The sequence below is a fragment of the Streptomyces milbemycinicus genome (assembly GCF_002154605.1).
Taxonomy (GTDB): domain Bacteria; phylum Actinomycetota; class Actinomycetes; order Streptomycetales; family Streptomycetaceae; genus Streptomyces; species Streptomyces milbemycinicus.
Genome location: NZ_MUNE01000475.1, coordinates 1 through 16,960, shown reverse-complemented (window position 1 = coordinate 16,960; position 16,960 = coordinate 1). Strand labels below are relative to the sequence as shown.

Sequence of the window (16,960 nt, the reverse complement as noted above, 5' to 3'; positions counted from 1 at the left end):
CCCCGACGTCACGACGCGCCCCGGCGCGGGCGCGTCGTGACGTCGGGGCTGTGGCTCATGCTGGGCGTCGCGCTCGCGTGTTATTGGGTGCCGGTGAGCCGGATGGGCGAAGGCGATCTGGACGGCATGGGCGGCCTCGGGCTCGTCTCCGTGCTGCCGCGCGCGACGTTACTCGGGGCGGCGTTGCTGGTGGTCGCGTTTGTCGGCGCGCTGTGGCCGGCCCGGCCCCGGCAGGGGCTGCTGGCCGTGGCGCTGGTGGCGACGGTGGTGTCGCTGCACGCCGTGCCCGCCGTGTTGGAGGGCGAGCCGCGGTTCGCGACCGCGTGGCAGCATGTCGGGTTTCTGGACTACATCGGCCGGACCGGCGAGGCGGCACCGGATCTGGACGCGCGGTGGAGCTGGCCGGGGTTCTTCGCGGGGGCGGAGTTCCTGGCGCGGGCCGGGGGTGTCGAGGACTTCACTGACGTGCTGCGCTGGTGGCCGACGGCCCTTCAGCTCCTCTACCTCGCGCCCATGATGGTGCTGCTGCGGTCGCTGCGCGCGAGCTGGCGCGCGAAGTGGACGGCGGCCTGGCTGTTCGCGCTGTGCGGCTGGGTGGGCCAGGACTACTTCTCGCCGCAGGGCTTCACGTATCTCTTCTACCTCCTCTTCGTCGCCGTGCTGCTGGTGTGGTTCCGGGAGCCGCGCGTACTGCGCGGGAGATGCTGGCCGGGCGAGGCCGAGGTGGCCGACGCCACGCGCGGGCAGCGCGGCGCGCTGCTGGGGCTGCTGCTCGTGCTGTTCATGGCGTCCGTGGCGGCGCACCAGCTGACGCCGTTCATGATGCTGGGGGTGGTGACGGCGCTGGTGCTGGTGCGGCGGTCGGAGCTGGTCGGGCTGCCGTTGCTGTGCGGGGTGATGGTGGCGGTGTGGGTCGGGTTCCTGGCCGAGCCGTACTGGTCGGGCCACTTCGACGAGCTGTTCGGCGGGGTCGGCGGGGTCGGCGGCAATGTGTCCTCGTCCGTTTCGGGGCGTATCGAGGGCGGCAGCAGCGTGCACAAGCTGGTGCTCTACACCCGTGTGGCGCTCGCGGGCGGGGTGCTCGCCTTCGCCTGTTGGGGGGTACTGCGGCGGCGCGCGGCGGGGTTCGCGGAGCGGTCGCTGGTGGTGCTGACGTTCGTACCGTTCCTCGGCTTCGGCATGCAGTCGTACGGCGGGGAAATGGCGCTGCGCGTGTTCATGTTCGCGCTGCCGGGCGCGTGTGCGCTGGGGGCGCTGTCGCTGTTCCCGCGCGTCGTGTCGGCCCGCCGGGGCCTGGGCCCGGTGGCCGCCCTGATGGCGGGGCTCGTGCTCATGTTCGGCTTTCTGGTCGCCCGCTGGGGCAATGAGACGTTCGAGCGGGTGCGGCCGGGCGAGGTCGCGGCGATGGAGTACGTGTACGCCCACGACAAGCCGACCGTGCGTGTGCTGTGGCTGAGCAATGACACCGTCAACAACGTCACCCCGGCGATGCCGTGGGGGGACCGGGACATGGAGCGGGTGAGCTATCTGCCGACGCTCGCGCCGCGCGACCCGGTCCTCGTCGACGGCCTGGTCGAGGCGTTGCACGAGGCGGGGCCGAACTCGTATCTGATGGTGGGCCGGGGCCAGTCCGTCTATCTGCGGCTGGACTCCGGCTACTCGGCCGGCTGGGAGCGGCGGCTGCTGCGCTCCCTCGACCGGCGGCCCGAGCTGCGCCGGGTGCTGTCGAACGACGACGCGGCGCTGTACGAGCTGACGCGGCGGCCACCCGGACCGGTGCCGCGACCCGCACCGGGACCGGCCGGGCCGCGGATCACCTGGACGCCGTGGTCGGTGCTCGGCGCGCTCGCGGCGGTCGCGCTGATCGCGCTGCTGACGGCGCGTGAGGTGGTGCGGGTGACGGTCCGGCCGAGTGTTCGGCGGCTGCGGTGGCTGCAGGGCTCGTTCTGGTTCTCGCTGCCGCTGCTGGCCGTGCTGCTGGCGTCGCTCGGGCAGCGCTTCTGGACGATGTCGTAACCGACCGTCCTGGCCATCGTCCTAGCCGTCCTGGTTGGCCGCCCTGCCGTCTTGGCCGGCCGTCCTGCCGTCCTGGCCGGCCGTCCTGGCCGGCCGTCCTGCCGTCCTGGCCGGCCGTCCTGGCCGACGCCGCGTCTGCCGAGTCAGCCGTTCGGATACAGCCGGGCGATCAGCTCCGTCCGCTTCATCTGCCACTGCGCGTTCATGTCGTGCACCAAGTACAGATCGCGGCGCCGGGTCCACGGCTGCCCCGACTCGGGGTCGTAGGTGTCCGGCATGGTGAAGCCCTCCGGCGCGAACGCCTTCATACCGCGGCCTTCGGTCGTCAGCACGCAACGCTTGATGTGGTCGCGCCATCCGACGACGCCCGCCGTCCCCACACCGCCTGGGGTGGCCTTCCGCTTCTCCGCGACCTGCGCCGCGACGCCGTCCGTGCTCAGATAGGTGATCGTGCCATCGGCGGCGATCACCGGGTTGATGGCGGTGACCTGCGACATGTTGTACTTCTCCGTCAGGAAGTGCGCGATCTCCCACTGCGCGTACACCGGCAGTGTGCGCTCGGCCCTGATCCGGGCCACCGTGTCGGCGAGCTGTTCGTTCATCGGACCGGGCTCGGCGAGCACCTTCGTCGGGTCGCCGCCGTTCGCGGGCGGCCGGTTGCCGAAGGCGTAGGCGATGAGGAAGTCGACCTCGCCGATCGGCGCGGTCGCGGGGGTCCAGTCGAAGCCGATGTCGTAGATCCAGGCGGCCACGGCCCGCGCCGTGTCCCGGTCCTGGAGCTCGTCCTCCAGAGAAGCCACCATGTCCCGCTTGAGGCGCTTGTCGGCCGCCGCGGCCGCCGCGCTCTCCGGGCGGTCGCCACCGCCCGGCGCCGCTCCCATCAGGAACGGCGCCGCGGCGGCCGCGGAAACCGCGGAGGCAAAGGAACGTCGCTGCATTGCGTTGATCTCTCTCGCTCGTGCTGTCGCGTTATCACGAGGCGGGCACGGATATACGGATACGGTCACGTGGTCGCCCGCGTCGAACGGCCTCAGCATGGGCGGGCGGCATGGCCCTGCGGTGAATGGCCCGGAAAGTGCTCCGTAACCACAGCCGCGCTCAGCGCTTGAACCAGCGCACCTCGTACCCGTCCATGTCGAACGACCGGCCGTCGATCTGAGCATGGATCGGCCGCTTCAGGGTGTTCACCACCAGCAGCGCGTCGTCGTCCGCGAGGACCACGACATTCGGCCGGTCGTCGGCGGCGATGTCCACGGTCCGGAAGCGGGTGCCGGGCGGGAACTCCCGGGCGAAGCGGCCGAGCAGGTCCATCATCGGCAGCGGGCCGCCGCCGTCCGCCAGCTCGGTGCTGCGCCACAGACAGCCGGGGCACTTGGCGCCGGTCTCCTGCGGGTTCCAGTAGAGCGCGGCGGCCGTGCCGCCCTGGGCCAGCCGGGTCATCGCCGCGGCCTGCACGGCGAGGCGGTGCGGCTCGCTCCAGCCGTCGCGGTCGTCGTCGGCGTCGGGCGGCTCCACGTACCACTCGGCCCACCACACCGGCAGCTGCGTGGTCTCGCGCAGCCAGCGCGTCACATCCGTGAACTTGGCGGTCGCGCCGAACTCGTCCGGCAGCAGCTGATCGCCCTCGCGGGTGTAGCTGGAGCCGTCCACGACGACGAAGTCCGCGCCCGCCTTGTGCCGGTTCCAGTACGTGATCACATCGGCGGAGCGCTGGTCGAGCGAGCCCCAGGGCCCGCTCACGACAGGGGGCCCGCCCGTCCCGCCCGGCGGCTCGCTGTCCGCGACCACGTACGGCCCGCCGACCAGGTTGTGCGCGTTCTGCCTCTTCAGCTCCGCGTAGACCAGGTTGTAGAGCTTGGTGTAGCCCTCGTAGTCCCAGCGGTTCTTGTCGTCGTCGTAGAACCCCTTGAGCTCGTTCCAGACGATGAAGTGGCGCACGTCCGGATAGCGCCGGGCGACCTTGCCCGCGAGCTCGGCGAAGTCCGCGTAGTGCTCGGGGGTGGGCGCGGTCTCCAGCGCCTGCTGCGACCAGTCCGTGTCCCCCGGTTTGCCGCCCTTCATCCAGTCGGGGGCACAGCACAGGGTGAGCACGGGCGTGGCGCCGGTCTTGCGCATGAGGTCGACGCGGCGGTCGAGGTCGGCGAAGTCGTAGCGGCCGGGCGAGGGCTCGGGGTTGCTCGCGCCCCAGCCCATGATGTGCTGGTTCTGCGTCAGCGGCTCGGCGGAGAGCGTCTTCTCCGCCGCGCGCCTGCCTTGCTCGGTGCCGCGGTCGGCGCTGTACTGGGTGTGGGTGAGGCCCCAGCCGGGCGCCGCCGTGACGGGCCGCTCGCGCGTCCGGTCCGCGCCCCGCCGCCCGGCGTCGTCCCCCGGCCGGCCGGCGCACGTGGTGAGCAGCAGCGCCAGGGCCGCCACGCCGATGCCCAGCAGTCCCGCGATCCGCCACCGCCCGCCGCGCGATAACACCATCCGTCCCCCTGTATGACGCCCCGTCTCATGACGCCCCATATCGGGTAAGAGTATCCATGAACGCCCCCATTCGGCGGGCTTCTTCGAGAACAGCTCGGTAAACGCCCCCAAACCCAGGTGCGCGACGGACCCCCGTGCTGAATCATGGCTCGGGTGTGCGCTGACCGCCGCACCGTCCCGCCCGACCAGGAGGCAGGCCCTGCCCACCACACCCCCGGAGCAGTCGCTCCCGATCCGGCTGAACGTCGACGACAGCGACTCCCCGTCCGACGTCGTCGACGCGCTCTTCCTCGGGCGGTTCGCGACCGGCGAGCAGCCGTACGCCCGCAGCCACTCCGTCGACCGGGTCAAGTCCGGTATGACGCTGCTGCCGCCCGCCGCGAAGGTGCTGCGCGCCGCGCGGGACGACGACCGCAGCGCGACCCTCGCCGAGGGCGACGGCTGGACGTTGCTGGTGTCCCGGTGGAACCGGGGCGCGGATGTGACCGTGACGGCCGTCTCGGACGACCTCGCGGAGAAGGTGCTGCGGCAGGCCGTCGACGGCGCGGAGGACGAGCCGGAGCCCCAGCCGGAGAACGTGACGATGGGCTTCTGGTACGTCTCCCCGCGGCGCGGCCCGCACCGCACCACACGCCAGATCTCCGCCGGGACCTGGGAGGAGATCCGGGGCAACTACACCGCCCCGGTCGCCGAGGCCATGGACGGGCTGATGAAGGTCACCCCCGACGACATCGCGGGCCGGCTCCTGCTGCTGCACGGCCCGCCCGGCACCGGCAAGACCTCCGCGCTGCGCACGCTGGCCCGCTCGTGGCGGGACTGGTGCCAGGTGGACTGCGTACTCGACCCGGAGCGGCTGTTCTCGGACGTCGGCTATCTGATGGACATCGCGATCGGTGAGGACGACGGCTCGGCCAAGGGCCGCTGGCGGCTCCTGCTGCTGGAGGACTGCGACGAACTGATCCGCGGCGAGGCCAAGCACACGGCGGGCCAGGCCCTGTCCCGGCTGCTGAATCTGACGGACGGGCTGCTCGGCCAGGGGCGGAACGTGCTGGTCGGGGTCACCACCAACGAGGACCTGGAGCGGCTGCACCCGGCGGTGGTCCGCCCCGGCCGCTGTCTGGCCAGGATCGAGGTGGGGCGGCTCACCCGCGCGGAGGCCGTCAGCTGGCTGGGCAGCGAGGAGTCCATCGGGCGGGAAGGGGCGACGCTGGCCGAGCTGTACGCGCTGCGGCGCGGCACCCGGCCCGCGTCGGTGCCGTCGCAGTCGGCCGACGCGGATGCGGGGCTGTATCTGTGACGCGGGGCTCTGTCGTCAGGCGTACAGGTCGCGCAGGCGCACCGACAGGCAGGTCACACAGCCCTCCATCTTCTCGAACTCGCTGATGTCCACGGGCACCGGCTCGTACCCGAGGTCCGCGAACAGCTCGGCGCTCTTGGGCGCGCTCGCCGCCATCAGCAGCTTGCCGCCGCCGAGCAGGACGACATGGGCGCCGGACTCCTCGGGGACGGGGAGGAAGCGCGGAAACGCCCGTACGTCGTCGACCAGCGGCGGATAGCCGATGACCGTGCCGTCGGGGAGGGCGGTGACCGCCGACTTGAGGTGGAGCACCTTGCTGACCGGGACCGCCACCACCCGGGCGCCCAGCGGCTCGAAGACGGCGCGCAGCTGCCGTACGCCGTCGGCGTCGGTGCGGCCACCGCGCCCGACGTAGAGGGTGTCGCCGATCTTGAGGACGTCCCCGCCGTCCAGGGTGCCCGGTTCGCGGATCCGGTTCACCGAAGACCCGAGCGCGGTCACCGCCTCCTCCACGTCGGCGATTTCGGCGCGGCGGGAGGCGGCACCGGGGCGGGCGATCAGCGCGACGTTCTTGTAGACGACCATCGTGTCCTCGATGAAGACGCCGTCCGGGCAGTCGTCCGCCGGGGGCACCTCCACCGGCTCCCAGCCGTGCGCGCGCAGCGCCACGACGTAGACCTCCCACTGCCGCAGCGCCAGCGCGGCGTCGACCGGTTTGCGGTCGATGTGGGTGACAAGCCCTTCGGCGAGGCGGGGGCTGGGCCGCCGGACGATGGCTTTGGCGCTGGGCATGGGGGCTCCATCCTGATCCTGGTCCTGGTCCTGGTCCTGGTCCGCTGCGGGCCTCTATGGTGCGGCACGCGCCCGGCCGTTCGAGGCTTCGGCCGTCCGCCAGGCGCACGCCGTCACGCGTCCGCCGCGTACACCGCCCGCAGCGCCTCGTCCACGGCGGTCTCCGCGGCCGCCCGGTCCAGGCCGAGCCGCCGGACCCGCTGGGCGTAGGCCGCCGCGGCGCTCGCCGCTTCCCGTGCGGCCGCGTCGCCCGCGGCGGCGACGAAGCTGCCGTGGCGGCCTCGGGTCTCGATCACTCCGTCGGACTCCAGCGCCCGGTAGGCCTTGGCCACGGTGTTCGCCGCGAGCCCCAGCTCCTCGGCGAAGCCGCGTACGGTGGGCAGCTTGTAGCCCACCGGGAGGGCCCCCGAGCGGGCCTGGTCGGCGATCTGGGCGCGGATCTGTTCGAACGGGGCCGTCGCCGAATCCGGGTCGACGGTGATCTTCAAGGCCACGGGCTGGGCTCCAGGGCGTGCGGGCGGGTTTGTCGCACCTATTGTGTGCCACGGTCGGCCGGGCGGGGCGCAGACACGGAAATGGAGAGGCGGCGCGGGGCGGCGGGGCCGTACCCTGCGGCACCATGACGCTGATCGTGCGCGATTTCCGTGCCGCGGACGCCGAGGCCGTCGCCGAGGCGCGGCGCTCCGCCTTCCCGTATCTCGTAGCGACACCGGAGACAGTGGCCTGGACAGTCGCCGGCGCGCCGCCCGAGCGGCAGTACCGGCTGCTGGTCGCGGAGGCCGACGGACAGGTCGTCGGCTCCTGTGCGACGGGCCCTGGACCGCGAGCTGACCTCGGTCGCCGTCGTCGACGGCGCCGTCGCCGCGTTCAGCTTGGCCCACACCGACCGGCGCGGCCGCTACTGGTCGGGCATGACCGGCACGCTCCGCGCCCTCCGGGGCCGGGGGCTGGCCAAGGGCCCACTGCCTATGTCTTGGTGGTGAGCACCTTTGTGGTGAGTATGAGACAGCGACACGCCGACGTTACGGCGTGTCGCTGTCTCGAACTCACCGCAAACTCAACGCACTCTTCCCGGCACCAGCCGCTTCGCCAACGGCCAGCACAGGATCAGCGCTATCACCACATACACGGTCACCGAGAAGGGCGTGTCGACCAGCCCCGACATGCTCCCGTCGCTGATCTGCAGGGCCCGCCGCAGCTGCTGTTCGGCCCCCGGCCCGAGGATGACGCCGATCACCGCGGGCAGCACCGGCAGGCCGTAACGCCGCATCAGCAGCCCCAGCAGGCCGATGATCAGCAGGATCACCAGGTCCAGCGGCTCACCGCCCACCGCGTACGCGCCGACCGCCGCGAAGAAGAGGATGCCCGCGTACAGATACGGCCTCGGGATGCGCAGCAGCTTGGCCCATACGGGTGCCAGCGGCAGGTTGAGCACCAGCAGCATCACCATGGCGATGAACAGCGAGGCGATCAGCCCCCACACCAGGTCCGGTTCGCGTTCGAAGAGCAGCGGTCCCGGCTGGATGCCGTACTGCTGGAAGGCGGCCAGCATCACCGCGGCGACCGCGGTGGTGGGCAGGCCGAGGGTGAGCATCGAGACGAGCGTGCCCGCGGCGGACGCGGAGGCGGCCGACTCCGGTCCTGCCACGCCCTCGATGGCGCCCTTGCCGAACTCGTCGCGGTGCTTGGAGAGCCGCTTCTCGGTCACATACGACAGGAAAGTGGGGATCTCCGCGCCGCCCGCCGGGATCGCGCCGAACGGGAAGCCGATCGCCGGGCCGCGGAGCCAGGGCTTCCAGGTGCGGCGCAGCTCGGCCTTGCCGAGCCAGGGGCGGCCGACCGGGATGGGCTCGTCGGGGCGGCGGCGCAGATGCAGGGCCACCCACAGCGCCTCGCCGATGGCGAAGAGGCCGACCGCGACGATGACGACGTCGATACCGTCGGCGAGCTGGAGCGAGCCGAAGGTGAGCCGCTGCTGCCCGGTCATCTGGTCGAGGCCCACCAGGCCGATGGTGAGCCCGATCAGCAGTGAGGCGAAGCCGCGGATGCGGGAGCTGCCGAGCACGGACGTCACGGCGATGAAGGCCAGCACCATGATGGCGAAGTAGTCGGGCGCACCGATGTCGACGGCGAGGTCGGCGACGGTCGGGGCGAGGAAGACCAGCAGACAGGTGCCGATCATGCCGCCCGCGAAGTGTCCGATGGCGGCCGCCGCCAGCGCCTGGGCGCCGCGCCCGGAGCGGGCCATGGGATGGCCTTCCATGGCGGCGACGACGGCGGCGGTCTCACCGGGGGTGTTGAGGAGGATGGAGGTGGTGGAGCCGCCGAACATACCGCCGTAGTAGATGCCCGCGAACATGATGAACGCGGCGGTGGGGTCCAGCCCGTACGTGACGGGCAGCAGCAGTGCGACCGCCATGGCCGGGCCGATGCCGGGGAGCACCCCGATGGCGGTGCCCAGCAGCACGCCGACCGCCGCCCACAGCAGATTGACCGGGCTCAGGGCGGTGCCGAAGCCGTCGAGGAGGGAGGAGAGGGAGTCCATCGCGTTACAGCACCTCCATCAGCGGGCCGCCGGGCAGCGGCACCGCGAGCAGCCGGTCGAAGACGAAGAAGGTGACGGTGGAGAGCACGGCCGCGATCAGCGGGTCGCGGTGGAAGGCGCGGCTGCCGAGGGCGTACGCCGAGCCCCAGAAGAGCAGGGCGCCGGAGATGGGGAAGCCGAGCGGGTCGATGAGGAAGGCGTTGGCGAGGAACACACCGGCCAGCAGCAGGACGGTGCGCCAGTCGCCGGGCGCGGCCAGGTCGATGTCCTCGCCGCCCTCGGCTTCGCCCTTGCCGCCGCGCAGCACGTCCACGGCCAGCAGTACGGCGACGACCAGCAGCGCGACACCGACGACGATCGGCACGGTCCTGGGGCCGACGGGGCCGCGCTGGGCGAAGTCGGTGTCCATGGTGAGGGCGTCGGTGAGTACGAGGACGCCGATGGCCAGCAGCAGGGCGCAGACGCCGAGTTCGGAGCGGCCACGCAGGAACGCTCTGAGCCCTGTGCCGGTGTCTGTTTTGTTGGCTGTGTTGTTGGCTGTGTCGGTGTTGGTGTCCGCGTGGCTGTCCGTCACAGTCCCAGCTCCTTCAGCACCGTGTCCACGCGCTTGTCCTGGGCGGTCAGGAAGCGTCCGAACTCGTCCCCCGTCATAAAGGCGTCGGTCCAGCGGTTGCGCCGCACCGCCTCCTGCCACTGCTTCGAGGCGTGCATCTTCGTGACCAGGTCGATCAGCTTGTCGCGCTCGGCGTCGGTCAGTCCGGGCGGGGCGACGATGCCGCGCCAGTTGGTGAACGAGACGTCGAGGCCCGACTCCTTGAGCGTCGGCGCGTCCAGGCCCGGCAGGCGCTTGTCGCTGGTCACCGCGAGCACCCGCAGCTCGCCCGCCTCGATCTGGTCCAGGTACTCGCCGACGCCGGAGACGCCGAAGGCGACCTTGCCGCCGAGGACGGAGGCCAGGAGTTCGCCGCCGCCGTCGTACGGGATGTAGTTGACCTTCTTCGGGGCGATCCCGGCGGCCTTGGCCATCAGCATGGGGGCCAGATGGTCAGGACCGCCCGGCGAGGAGCCGCCGCCCACGGGCAGCGAGCCGGGCTTGTTGCGCCAGTCCGCCACCAGTTGATCGAAGTTTCGGTACTTGGACCCCTTGGCCACGACCACGATGTCCGGCTCCTGGGTGAGCCGCGCGATCGGCGTCGTATCGGCGAGGGTGGACGGCGCGTGGTTGGTGTGCACCGCGCCCACCACCCCCAGGCCCATGGACATCGCGAGCTTGCCGTTGCCGCGCTCGGCCACCAGGCGGCTGAGCCCGACCGTGCCGCCCGCGCCGGGCAGGTTGAACACTTCGATGTTGCGGCTCAGATCGGCGTCCTCGGCGCTCTTGGCCGCCGTACGTGCCGTGATGTCATAGCCTCCACCTGGGGTGTTGGGCACCATCAGGCGCAGGCCGGGGATATGGGTACCGGTGGCGGAGCCGCTGCCGGAGCTGAGCAGCGGAGGCCCGAGGAGCACGATCAGAGCCGCAGAGAGGAGAGCGAGCGGGGTACGCAGACGCGGACTCAGACGCACGGTGACACCGCCTTTCTGTTCTTGCGTGGGTGTCTGTGTGAGGCGCGCCACATGTTGCCGGTGGGTTAACGCGCTGTCTCTCTTTCGGTATTAAGAGACCTTGTGGTCGTTGCGTACACGGGGAAGGCAACGGAAAGGCGCGTTCGATGACGAGAGTGCTGGTGGTCGACGACGACTTCATGGTGGCCAAGCTGCACAGCCGCTATGTGGCGGCCCTAGACGGCTTTACGGTCGCGGGGGTGGCCCACACGGGCGCCGAGGCGCTGCGCGCCGCCGACGCGCTCCGTCCCGACCTGGTCCTGCTGGACGTGTATCTGCCGGACATGGACGGCATCAGTGTGCTGCGCCGGATGCGGGAGCAGCCGGAACACCGCCATGTGGACGCGCTGTTCGTCACCGCGGCCAAGGACCCGCACGCCGTACGCGAGGCGCTTCGCGCGGGGGCACTGCACTACCTCATCAAACCCTTCGACCGCACCGCCCTGCAGGAGCAGCTGCGCCACGCCGCCTCCCTGCGGGCCCGCCTCGACTCGCTCGGCGAGGCCAGTCAGGAGGACGTCGACCAGATCTTCGGCACCCGCCCGCGCGGCTCCCGCTCGCGCGAGCAGCTGCCCAAGGGCCTGGCCGCACACACCGCGAGCCTTGTCGAGCGCACGCTGCGCGAGCATGCCGAGGGGCTTTCGGCGGCGGAGTGCGCGGAGGCGGGCGCCTTCTCCCGGGTGAGCGCCCGCCGCTATCTCGAGTACTTCGCCGAGACGGGTCGGGTGGAGGTCACCCTGCGCTACGGCGGCACGGGCCGCCCGGAGCGCCGCTACCGCTGGATCGCCTGACGGCGGCCGGGGCACACACTGAGGCGCACCCGCCCCCGTCAAAGCCCCGCTGAGCAGCTATCTTGTCCGCATGTCGTCACAGCAGCCTGCCTCCGCGCCCATACCGCCGGACGCCGCTCCGGCCTTTCCGGCCGCTCCGGCCACCGCTCCGGCGCCGCGTAAGTCCCCCCGAGCCCTGGCCGCCGCGCTGATCGTGGGGATCCTGATCGGCGGCGCGGGCGTCGGTGTCGCCTGGGCGGTCAGCGGCGACTCGTCCGCGGGCGGCGCGGCGGGCGATGCTCGGGGCGCCTGCGACGCGCTCAGCGGATTCGAGCCATCGGACTACGTCGCGAAGGGTGCGAAGGGCGAGATCGCGCTCAACCGCTTCGGCGGGGCCATCACGCTCTCCGCGGCGGCTGCCGCGGGCGACGCCCGGTACAAGCCGCTGGCGAAGGCCCTGCTCATCGCCCGCAACCAGCATGCCGCGACCTACGACTTCGGCAACAGCGAGGTGAAGAAGAACCTCGACAAGGCCCGCCAGATCTGCGACGACCTGGACTGACCGCGCCACCTGGGGCAGGCCCCGGGGCGAGACCAGGGGCGCGGCCTGAGGCGGGACCTGCCGTGGGAACGGCGGCTCAACTCGCGGACCGCGCCCCCGTGGCCGTGTAGATCTGCTCCGCGCGGCGCCGGGCCGCACGGGCCCTGCCGTCCCCGGCCACCTCCCTCTCCGCCTCCTCTTCCTCGCCGCTCACGGCCAGGTCCGGTACGGCTCCCGGTACGGCGTCCGGCACCCGGCCGATGAGGTCGAGGGCTCGGGCCTCGCCCAGCGGGTGGCCCGACTCCCGCTGCACGGCGACCGCCTCGACCGCGCGGGCCAGCGCCTGCGCGTACCGCCCCGCGGCGGCGTGGATCTCGCCGAGTTCGGTCAGGGCCTGCCCCTCGACCAGTCTGAAGCCGCAGCGCCGCGCCAGTTGCCGGGCCTCGTCCGCGCGGGCCAGTGCGGCCTCGGAGTGACCGAGGAGGCGGTAAGCAGCGGCGAGGCCGAGCAGGCTGTCCGCCTCGGCGCGCCGGTTCTGCGCGGCGCGCGCCGCGAGCAGTGCGCGTTCGTGGCTCTCTGCCGACTGTTCGCCGCGCCCGGCGCGTCGGTGGGCCTCGCCGATGGTGTTGAGGGCGTCGGACTGGATCCGGCGGTTTCCGGTGTCCACGGCGAGCCGTAGCGCGCGCTCGCCGTGTTCAAGACCCTCCTCATGGCGCCCGCACTCCAGTTGGATCCGGCCGGTGATCTGGAGCGCCACGGCGTGGCCGTTGCGGTAGCCGACGGCCTCGTTGATGGCCACGGCTTCGCCGAGGACTTCCAGGCCGTCGCGCAGCCGGCCGGCTTCCCAGTACGCGATGCCGAGGTTGTCCAGGTGGTTGGCCTCGTAGCGGACTCCGGCCTTGCGCCGGATGTGCAGCGCCGTCTCCAGGTCGCTCACGGCCTCCGGCAGCCGGCCCATGTCCCGGTGGACGAGGCCGACGCCGATGAGCGCCAGCGCCTCGGCGTCGGTCTGCCCGAGCTCGCGCAGGATCGCCAGCGCGGCGTCGAAGTGTCCGAGCGCGTCGTCCAGCCGGGCCTGTTCCCACTCCACGTACGCCAGTCCGCCGAGCGCCGCCGCCTCGCCGGGGGACCAGCCGATGGCGCGGTGCAGTTCGATGGCGCGCTGGTGATGGAGGGCGGACTGGCCGAGGACGCCGAGGTCCCACAGGGCGAAGCCGATGTTGTAGTAGATGGCGGCCTCACCGCGCCGGTCGCCCTCGGCGACGGCGGCGTCCAGCGCGCTCTGCGCGGTGACCTGCCAGGTGCCGCGGGGCAGGCAGAGCCAGAAGTAGCCGAGCAGCGCGTCTGTCAGATGCCAGGACACGGCGCGCGGCCCTTGGCGCGCGGCCCGCTCGATGACGGCCAGCAGATTGGCCCGCTCGGCCTCCAGCCATACGATGGCCTCGACCTCGTCGGCGAGCAGCATCGGTGCGCGGACCTGAGGGACGCGTAAGCTCTCGAAGCCCGCCGCGAAGGGGGCGTACGGCCCGTCCTCGCGGTCCCCGCAGTGCCCCGGCGCCACCTCGGCCACCTCGGCCGCCTCGGCCATCTCGCGCGGCAGCCTGGGGATCTGCGGGTACAGGATGCGCCCGGCGGCGTCCGCGGCGAGCAGGTACCACGCGTACAGCCGGTCCCGCGCGGCCGTCGGCTCCCCCGCAGGGTCATCCCCCACAGGGTCGTCCGCCGCCGGGTCGTCCCCCGCCATGTCGTCGGACTCCAGCCGCTCCCAGGCGTATTCGCGGAGCAGGTCGTGGAAGCCGTAGCGGCCCTCCCCGCGCGACTCGATCAGATGCGCGCCCGCCAGGGTGGCCAGCAGCTGCGCGGCCTGCTCCTCGGTGTCGTCCAGCAGCGCCGCCGCGGCCCCGGCGCCGAACTCCAGGCCCGGGACCAGGCCGAGCCGACGGAACAGCAGCCGGGCCCGGGGGCCCTGGGCCCGGTACGAGAGGTCGAAGGCGGCGCGGACCGCGGACCGTTCGTCGTCCTCCAGCTCCAGCACCGCCAGCCTGCTGCCCTCCGCCAGTTCGGCCGCCAGGTCGGCGACGCGCCGGCCGGGCTCGCAGGCGAGCTGGGCGGCGGCCACGCGCAGCGCGAGCGGGAGGTAGCCGCACAGCCGGGCGAGTTCGGCCACGGCGTCCGGCTCGGCCGCCACCCGCGGTTCCCCGAGGACGGCGACCAGCAGGGCGTGTGCCTCCTCGGGGGCCAGTACGTCGAGCATGAGGGGGTGCGCGCCCTCCCGTGCGACCAGGCCGCCCAGCCGGTTGCGGCTGGTCACCACAACGAGGCAGGACGGGCCGCCGGGCAGCAGCGGGCGCACCTGCTCGGCGGAGACCGCGTCGTCGAGCAGGATCAGCATCCGCCGGTCCACCAGCAGGGACCGGTAGCGGCGGATCATCTCGTCCTCGTCGGCCGGTATCTCCTGCGGCGTCAGGCCCAGTCCGCGCAGCAGTTGCCCGAGGGCGTCGCGCGGGCGCAGCGGTTCGCGGTTGCCGTCGAAGCCTCGCAGGTCCACGTACAGCTGGCCGTCCGGGAACCGGTCCCGTACCTGATGGCCCCAGTGCACGGCCAGGGCGGTCTTGCCCACGCCCGCGGTGCCGCCGATCGCGGAGATCACCACCGTGCCGGTGTCGGGCGCCGGGCCGTCGGACGGGACGAGGGCGTGCAGCCGGGCGACGGCCTCTGCGCGGCCGGTGAAGCCGGGTACGGCGCGTGGCAGTTCGGCGGGGATCAGCCGCGGGCCGCTGTGGTTCTGCGGGCCGGGCTGCGCGGGGGTGGCGGAGGCGGCGTGGGGCGAGGGCTGTGCGGGCGGGCGTACATCGAGGTCGCCCGCCAGGATCCGCTGGTACAGCGCCTGGAGTTCGGGCCCTGGGTCGACCCCCAGCTCGTCGGCCAGCCGCTCGCGGGTGCGGGTGTAGACCTCCAGCGCCTCGGCCTGCCGCTCGCACCGGTACAGGGTCACGATGAGCTGCCGTACGACCCGCTCGTCCAGCGGGTGGGCGGCGGCCAGATCGCGCAGTTCGGGCAGGAGTTCGCCGTGGCGGCCCAGCCGCAGCTCCGCGTCGCCCAGCGCCAGCCGGGCCGCGATGTGCTCGCTGCCCAGCCGCTCCCGCATGTTCCAGGCCCAGTCGCCGGACAGGCCGGACAGGGCCTCCCCGCGCCACAGCCCGAGCGCCCCGCGCAGCAGCCCGGCGACGCGCGTGGGGTCCTCCTCCGCGGCCGCGGCCTCGGCAACCAGGCCGCGGAACCGGTGGAGGTCCACCAACTCGGCCGACACCTCCAGCACATAGCCACCTGCGCGCCGGGCCAGCCGGGCGCCGTCGTGCCCGGCGGCCGCCGCGCCCGCCCCCACTGCGCCTTCTTCCAAGGCGCGCAGCGCCGCCCGCAGCCGCGCCACATACCCGTACAGCACGCTGCGCACGGACGCCGGGGGCTCCTCGCCCCACACCCGGTCGATCAACTGCCCTACGGGCACCACGCGGTTCGCCTCCACCAGCAGGACCGCGATCACGCAACGCTGCTTGGCGTGCCCGAGGTCGACGTGCCGGTCTTGGGACCACGCCTCAACCGGGCCGAGGACCCGGAAGTCCATATGAGCCTCCCCCAACCCTGGTTCTCTCCCCCCGCGCCCTGATCTTCTCGCGAATTCGGCAGGCCGCGTGCAGGAGCGTCCAAGGTTTCCTCAAGATTTCGTCCAAGTCCCGTGCGGCAGAGTGTTCTCAGCGGCTCCGATTTTGGGACCGGAGCGGCGCCTCGGGAAGGCCGCCGACCTGCTTGACGGGGGATGGCAGGTCGGCGGCCCCGGCACGTCGGCGCGTTGGGGGACGCGCCGACGTGTGCCTCTGCGAGGGGCCCGGACGTGCGCTTCTGAAGTCAGACCGTCGCGGGCCTGGTGCCGATGACGACGGTCGCGCCCAGCTCCTCGCATCCGGCGATCCGGGGAATCAGCCCGTGCCGGGCGAAGGTATCGGCGGTACGCGGCGCCTGACCCTCGCTGGTCTCGATCAGCAGATGGCCGTCGGGCGCCAGCCACTGGGCCGCCTCGGCGAGCACCCGCCGCTGCACGTCGAGCCCGTCCGCGCCGCCGTCCAGCGCGACGCGCGGTTCGTGGTCGCGGGCCTCCGGGGGCAGCAGGCGGATGGCGTCGGTGGGTACGTAGGGGGCGTTGGCGACCAGGACATCGACGCGCCCGCGCAGCGCGGCGGGCAGCGGCTCGTAGAGGTCGCCCTCGTACACCCGGCCCTTGTCGGCGGGGATGTTGCGCCGGGCGCAGCGCACCGCGGCGGGCTCGATGTCGGCCGCGTACAGCTCGATCGGGGAGTCCGCACCCAGCGCCGTGATCAGCGCGGCGCCCACCGCACCCGAGCCGCAGCACAGGTCGACGACGACGGCCCCGGGCCGGGCGAGGCCGACGGCCTGGTCGACGAGGTATTCGGTGCGCCGGCGGGGTACGAAGACGCCATGGTCCACGGCTATCCGCAGACCGTGGAACTCCGCCCAGCCGAGGACGTGTTCCAGGGGAAGCCCCGCGACGCGCCGGTCGACCATGGTGGCGAGTTCATCGGGGGTGCGGGCTGTGGTGACGAGCAGTCGCGCCTCGTCCTCGGCGAAGACACAGCCGACGGCCCGGAGCCTGGTGACGATGGCGGAGAGGGGAAGAAGTGACGGTGAGACCGACATGGGAGCCTTTCGGAACGCCTGTGGGCGCTCCCGCGGTCACCTATCCCTGAGGGACCGCACGGCCGTGAGATGAGAGCACCCGACCTGACACAGCGGTAATGGGTCTCACCTCCTCGGTCGTTGCTACTGAAGCCGCGATCACTGTACCCGAGGCGGTCGGCGGCGCAAACGTGTGCGAGGGCCCGCCCCGGGCAGCGGGCCCTCGCACACGTTTG

General features: G+C 72.5%; 13 protein-coding genes and 1 pseudogene. 5 read left to right on the top strand and 9 right to left on the bottom strand.

The features are described from left to right. Nucleotides 1–2,016: pseudogene (locus CCN51_RS34075) on the top strand (lipopolysaccharide biosynthesis protein); the annotation flags it as partial. Nucleotides 2,017–2,159: 143 nt separating this feature from the next. Here CCN51_RS34075 and CCN51_RS34070 read toward each other — a convergent pair. Both CCN51_RS34070 and CCN51_RS34065 read right to left on the bottom strand, forming a co-directional pair. Then, entirely contained in the window at nucleotides 2,160–2,954 is a 795-nt protein-coding gene (locus CCN51_RS34070) for a hypothetical protein (protein ID WP_014180915.1), read from the bottom strand. 160 nt (nucleotides 2,955–3,114) lie between these two features. Next, nucleotides 3,115–4,482: a glycoside hydrolase family protein gene (locus tag CCN51_RS34065; RefSeq protein ID WP_014180914.1), complete on the bottom strand. Its 1,368-nt coding sequence runs from the start codon at nucleotides 4,480–4,482 to the stop codon at nucleotides 3,115–3,117. A gap of 199 nt (nucleotides 4,483–4,681) precedes the next feature. On the opposite strand from CCN51_RS34065, the gene CCN51_RS34060 reads away from it, so the two are divergent. Further along, entirely contained in the window at nucleotides 4,682–5,779 is a 1,098-nt protein-coding gene (locus CCN51_RS34060) for a DUF5925 domain-containing protein (RefSeq protein WP_043487928.1), read from the top strand. A gap of 15 nt (nucleotides 5,780–5,794) precedes the next feature. On the opposite strand, the gene ddaH is transcribed toward CCN51_RS34060, so the two are convergent. Continuing rightward, complete coding sequence (gene ddaH / locus CCN51_RS34055; RefSeq protein WP_014180912.1) at nucleotides 5,795–6,571, bottom strand: dimethylargininase; 777 nt, start codon at nucleotides 6,569–6,571, stop codon at nucleotides 5,795–5,797. A 113-nt stretch (nucleotides 6,572–6,684) separates the two neighbouring features. Then, the gene (locus tag CCN51_RS34050; RefSeq protein ID WP_014180911.1) at nucleotides 6,685–7,065 is read right to left on the bottom strand and encodes a GntR family transcriptional regulator; all 381 of its coding nucleotides are present in this window, start codon (nucleotides 7,063–7,065) and stop codon (nucleotides 6,685–6,687) included. A gap of 309 nt (nucleotides 7,066–7,374) precedes the next feature. Here CCN51_RS34050 and CCN51_RS58165 point away from each other — a divergent pair, with 309 nt between their 5' ends. Further along, a complete protein-coding gene (locus tag CCN51_RS58165; protein ID WP_014180910.1) occupies nucleotides 7,375–7,554 on the top strand; it encodes a hypothetical protein in 180 nt (59 codons plus the stop codon). Nucleotides 7,555–7,628: 74 nt separating this feature from the next. Here CCN51_RS58165 and CCN51_RS34040 read toward each other — a convergent pair whose 3' ends face one another. The 3 genes from CCN51_RS34040 to CCN51_RS34030 are packed head-to-tail and all read right to left on the bottom strand — an operon-like array spanning nucleotide 7,629 to nucleotide 10,682. After that, nucleotides 7,629–9,116, bottom strand: a complete 1,488-nt coding sequence (locus CCN51_RS34040; protein ID WP_014180909.1) for a tripartite tricarboxylate transporter permease — start codon at nucleotides 9,114–9,116, stop codon at nucleotides 7,629–7,631. Nucleotides 9,117–9,120: 4 nt separating this feature from the next. Next, on the bottom strand, nucleotides 9,121–9,690 hold the full coding sequence (locus CCN51_RS34035) for a tripartite tricarboxylate transporter TctB family protein (protein ID WP_014180908.1): 570 nt from the start codon (nucleotides 9,688–9,690) through the stop codon (nucleotides 9,121–9,123). Next, a complete protein-coding gene (locus CCN51_RS34030) occupies nucleotides 9,687–10,682 on the bottom strand; it encodes a Bug family tripartite tricarboxylate transporter substrate binding protein (protein WP_014180907.1) in 996 nt (331 codons plus the stop codon). Before CCN51_RS34030 ends, CCN51_RS34035 begins: the two co-directional genes overlap by 4 nt. A gap of 146 nt (nucleotides 10,683–10,828) precedes the next feature. Here CCN51_RS34030 and CCN51_RS34025 point away from each other — a divergent pair, with 146 nt between their 5' ends. Both CCN51_RS34025 and CCN51_RS34020 read left to right on the top strand, forming a co-directional pair. Next, the gene (locus CCN51_RS34025; RefSeq protein ID WP_043487926.1) at nucleotides 10,829–11,512 is read left to right on the top strand and encodes a response regulator; all 684 of its coding nucleotides are present in this window, start codon (nucleotides 10,829–10,831) and stop codon (nucleotides 11,510–11,512) included. A 70-nt stretch (nucleotides 11,513–11,582) separates the two neighbouring features. Beyond that, nucleotides 11,583–12,053 (top strand): hypothetical protein, encoded by a 471-nt coding sequence (locus tag CCN51_RS34020; protein ID WP_014180905.1) that lies wholly within the window; start codon nucleotides 11,583–11,585, stop codon nucleotides 12,051–12,053. A 76-nt stretch (nucleotides 12,054–12,129) separates the two neighbouring features. Here the strand turns inward: CCN51_RS34020 and CCN51_RS34015 are convergent, their stop codons facing one another. Further along, nucleotides 12,130–15,657, bottom strand: coding sequence for an AfsR/SARP family transcriptional regulator (locus CCN51_RS34015; protein WP_014180904.1), 3,528 nt, complete (start codon nucleotides 15,655–15,657; stop codon nucleotides 12,130–12,132). A gap of 281 nt (nucleotides 15,658–15,938) precedes the next feature. Next, nucleotides 15,939–16,745, bottom strand: coding sequence for a putative protein N(5)-glutamine methyltransferase (locus CCN51_RS34010; RefSeq protein ID WP_014180903.1), 807 nt, complete (start codon nucleotides 16,743–16,745; stop codon nucleotides 15,939–15,941). Nucleotides 16,746–16,960: the final 215 nt, after the last annotated feature.

Coding starts and splice junctions, on each gene's coding strand:
- ddaH (WP_014180912.1), bottom strand. CDS start 6,571: ATGCCCAGCGCCAAAGCCATCGTCCGGCGGCCCAGCCCCCGCCTCGCC.
- CCN51_RS34020 (WP_014180905.1), top strand. CDS start 11,583: ATGTCGTCACAGCAGCCTGCCTCCGCGCCCATACCGCCGGACGCCGCT.
- CCN51_RS34025 (WP_043487926.1), top strand. CDS start 10,829: ATGACGAGAGTGCTGGTGGTCGACGACGACTTCATGGTGGCCAAGCTG.
- CCN51_RS34070 (WP_014180915.1), bottom strand. CDS start 2,954: ATGCAGCGACGTTCCTTTGCCTCCGCGGTTTCCGCGGCCGCCGCGGCG.
- CCN51_RS34065 (WP_014180914.1), bottom strand. CDS start 4,482: ATGGTGTTATCGCGCGGCGGGCGGTGGCGGATCGCGGGACTGCTGGGC.
- CCN51_RS34015 (WP_014180904.1), bottom strand. CDS start 15,657: ATGGACTTCCGGGTCCTCGGCCCGGTTGAGGCGTGGTCCCAAGACCGG.
- CCN51_RS34010 (WP_014180903.1), bottom strand. CDS start 16,745: ATGTCGGTCTCACCGTCACTTCTTCCCCTCTCCGCCATCGTCACCAGG.
- CCN51_RS34040 (WP_014180909.1), bottom strand. CDS start 9,116: ATGGACTCCCTCTCCTCCCTCCTCGACGGCTTCGGCACCGCCCTGAGC.